General features: G+C 60.1%; 2 pseudogenes. One reads left to right on the top strand and one right to left on the bottom strand.

Features of this window, described 5'->3' with window-relative positions:
- Positions 1-147: 147 nt before the first annotated feature.
- Positions 148-234 (top strand): annotated as a pseudogene (locus tag FGX59_RS37240) (integrase core domain-containing protein); the annotation flags it as partial.
- 219 nt (positions 235-453) lie between these two features.
- Here FGX59_RS37240 and FGX59_RS38050 read toward each other — a convergent pair.
- Positions 454-634: pseudogene (locus FGX59_RS38050) on the bottom strand (UTP--glucose-1-phosphate uridylyltransferase); the annotation flags it as partial.

Raw genomic sequence — 634 nt, 5'->3', positions numbered from 1 at the left:
GTGGTGAAGTGACGACGGGGTTGTCTGCTCATGTGTGATCCCTTGTTCCTGAGAGTACTGTAACTCCCAGTCCGGAATCCGGGGGCAAGCTCACGATAGCCGCTGCCTTTCGTTTTGAAAGCCAGTAACAACCACCCTGAAAGAGAGGCGGAGGCGAAGGTCGTCATCGAAGGCTGGTGACGCTATTATAACACGAAGCGACCGCATTCGTCGCTGGGCTACCGGCCACCAGCTTAGGAAGCCGCCCAATGGCCGACTTCGCCATCCGGCTTAGCTCCGTCGGCCGTCCAGGCCGTAGCGCTGAAACCCGTCTGCACTGAGATTGAAAGTGCACCACTCGATCGGGGCAGGCCATGGCCGCTCGTGGACTGGATGAACGGAGAGCGAGCAGTCGACATGGAACGACGATCAGGCGTGACCCTATAAGGCGAGCTCGACTAGACTAGAACGATCCTATTCCGCGGCGTTGCGCATGGCAGAGAAGTTGCGGAGGAACTCGGAAAACTCGTCGCTCAGTTCCTCATGGTCCAGGCCGAAGGCAACGGTGGCCTGCAGGTAGCCGATCTTCGAGCCGCAGTCGTAGCGCTCGCCGCGGAAGCGGTAGCCGTAGACGCCGGTGCCGTCGATCTCGTCG

The organism is Poseidonocella sp. HB161398, from assembly GCF_005870025.1.
Taxonomy (GTDB): domain Bacteria; phylum Pseudomonadota; class Alphaproteobacteria; order Rhodobacterales; family Rhodobacteraceae; genus Mangrovicoccus.
This window is presented reverse-complemented; position numbering and strand designations above follow the sequence as displayed.